The 293-nt window shown below is 57.7% G+C and carries 1 protein-coding gene; it reads right to left on the bottom strand.

Annotation, left to right across the window (positions count from 1 at the left end; translation table 11 throughout):
• Positions 1–33: 33 nt before the first annotated feature.
• Positions 34–293 (bottom strand): ATP-binding protein (locus HMPREF2698_RS12260; RefSeq protein ID WP_168164033.1); only part of this gene is annotated, 260 nt, incomplete at its 5' end.

Below are 293 nucleotides of genomic sequence, written 5' to 3'. Positions count from 1 at the left end.
GGTAGCGGTGTCTTACTCAGGCGTTGTTGGTGGTTATGTGTTGGTGGTGAGGCGCATGTTTGGTCCTTCGAGTGTGATGATCTCGGCGCCGGAGACGAGTCGGTTGAGGATTGACTCGGAGATCACGGCGTCGGGGATGGACTTGTACCACTCCAGTGGGGTGAATTGTGAGGTCACTATCGTTGAGACTTTGCCTTCTCGCCCGGCGAGGATGTTGAGAAGTTGGTGCGCGGTCGCGGCATCCACAGGTGTGGTCAGGAAGTCATCGAGGACCAGGACGTCGACGTCGTGGA

The sequence above is a fragment of the Corynebacterium sp. HMSC072A02 genome, from assembly GCF_001810085.1.
GTDB lineage: Bacteria > Actinomycetota > Actinomycetes > Mycobacteriales > Mycobacteriaceae > Corynebacterium > Corynebacterium hesseae.
This window is presented reverse-complemented; position numbering and strand designations above follow the sequence as displayed.